We start from the raw sequence: 1,865 nt of genomic DNA, 5'->3' as shown, positions 1-1,865 counted from the left end.
GTGTAGACGGTGCCCTGGTGGACCAGGTCGGCGAGCGTCCCGGCGTTGTCGACGACCCAGTCCGAGACGAGCCAGGACCGGCCGGTGACGCGGCACTCGCGGAGCTGCTTGGGGTCCTCCCACGGGGCCCCCCGGGTCTCCAGCTCCACCGTCAGGTAGAGGACGGTCCCGATGTCGACGATCTTGCGGAGCTGGCGCAGGTCCCTCTCGGTGCGGAACGCGGTCTGCTTGCCCATGACGAACTCCTCTGCGGTGCGGGGTGGGTGGCCGTGGCGCTCCGGGTGCTGTCCAGGCGGAGGGAGCGCCACGGCGGGTATGGGTGGTTTTGCGGGGTGGTCCGGGGGGTGGTTGCCCCCCGGTCCGTGTGCGGGTTTGTACCGGTTTGGCCGATGGTCGGCCGGAGCCCCGGGGTGGTCGATCGACCGGTTGAGGGTCTTCGGCGACCGGGGGACATACCGGACCATTCCGGGCGCTGACCGGGGGTGAACCACCCGGGCGACCGGGGTGGTTAGCCCTTTTTGCGGGGGATCGCGTCGGCGATCTGGGCGCGGGTGTAGCCGTTGGGGTTGGCCATGCCGTCTATGGGGCCGAGCTTCCCGGTCGTGCCTGCTCCGGCGTCGCGGAGCCGGGCCTGCAACTGGGGCTTGGTGACGTCCTCGTACCGGTCGGGGAGCGCCTGCTGAAGCAGCTCCAGGAGCCGTTCGGTGCGGGCCCGGTCAACTTCGGCCGCGTCCAGGACGCTGACGCAGTCGGTCAGCAGCCGGACGCGGGCGGCCTCTTCGGCGTCCTCCTTGCCGTACTCGACCGCGTCGCCGGTGAGCGTCCCGGCGTCCTCGCGGAGCTGGCGGCCGCGCAGGCAGATGTCCCGGAACTCGGGGAGGTCGATCACGTCGGCCTTGAGCGTGGCGTGCCCGGACTCCTCGCCCTGGTCCAAGACGACGACGCCCTTGGACGCGTCTCCGAGGAGGTGCGGGGCCGCGCCGCCGGCCACCGCGTCGTCACCGAGGACCATCTTGGCGCTGCGGTCGCCCTTGACCCGGTACGAGGCGCGCTTCGCGCAGACCTCCCGGAGCGCGGTCGGGACGCTGGAGGCGTCCGGGCGCTGGGTGATGAAGATGCCCATGCCGCCGACGAACCTCGTCACCCTGACGTACCGGGCGAAGCCCTCGACCATGAGGTCCCGGCCGCTGCGGGTCTTGGCGCGGCCGCCGTTCTCGGGCTCGTCCTCGATGGGGACCTGGACGAGCGCGGCACCGTCCAGGAGCTCCTGGAGCTCGTCGACGACCAGGAGCACCGGGCCCATGCCCTTCGCCGCGAGGTCCCGCGTGATCTTCCCCTCGGGGACCAGGTCGGGGTCCTGCTCGTAGAGCCGGTCCAACTCGGTTCCCCGGTCCTGCATCTCGGTGATGGTCCCCTCGATCACACCGAGGACGCGGCGGATGATGTCGGGGCTGGCCCCGGCGATCCACTGGTGGGCGACGTGACGCAGCGGGGCCCAGTCCGGGCCGGTCTTCCCGGTGATGACGACGATCCGCACGGTCGGGTCGAGCGCGGCGGCGGCGGCGATGAGCCGGGCCAGGTAGCTCTTGCCGTAGCCCATCAGGCCGCCGATCAGGAGCGAGGACCACAGCAGGTGGAGCACGTGGCGCTTGCGCCGGGCGTCGGCACCGAGCGGGACGCCGTCGCCCCAGAAGTCCCAGGCCGGGGCGTCGATCAGCTCGGAGGGGTGCTTGCCGTTGCCGTAGGGGTTGTCCTCGTTGGCGACCCAGAGGACGAACCGGCCCTCGTGCCCGTCGTCGCCGGTGTCCGGGGTGATCTCGATGCGGGACTTCTTGATCCGCAGGGCGGAGGCGAGGTCCTCGATC

Annotated in this window: 1 protein-coding gene and 1 pseudogene; both read right to left on the bottom strand. The window is 71.7% G+C overall.

All coding sequences use genetic code 11. The features are described 5' to 3' along the window. The coding region (locus ACFCXS_RS39370) for a hypothetical protein (RefSeq protein WP_376648145.1) at nt 1-236 on the bottom strand (236 nt) is incomplete at its 3' end. A 272-nt stretch (nt 237-508) separates the two neighbouring features. Then, nucleotides 509-1,865: pseudogene (locus ACFCXS_RS39365) on the bottom strand (hypothetical protein); the annotation flags it as partial.

It is taken from the genome of Streptomyces sp. NPDC056373, from assembly GCF_042262425.1.
GTDB lineage: Bacteria > Actinomycetota > Actinomycetes > Streptomycetales > Streptomycetaceae > Streptomyces.
The sequence above is the reverse complement of the archived record's forward strand: the minus strand, read 5'-3'. Positions and strand labels throughout refer to the sequence as shown.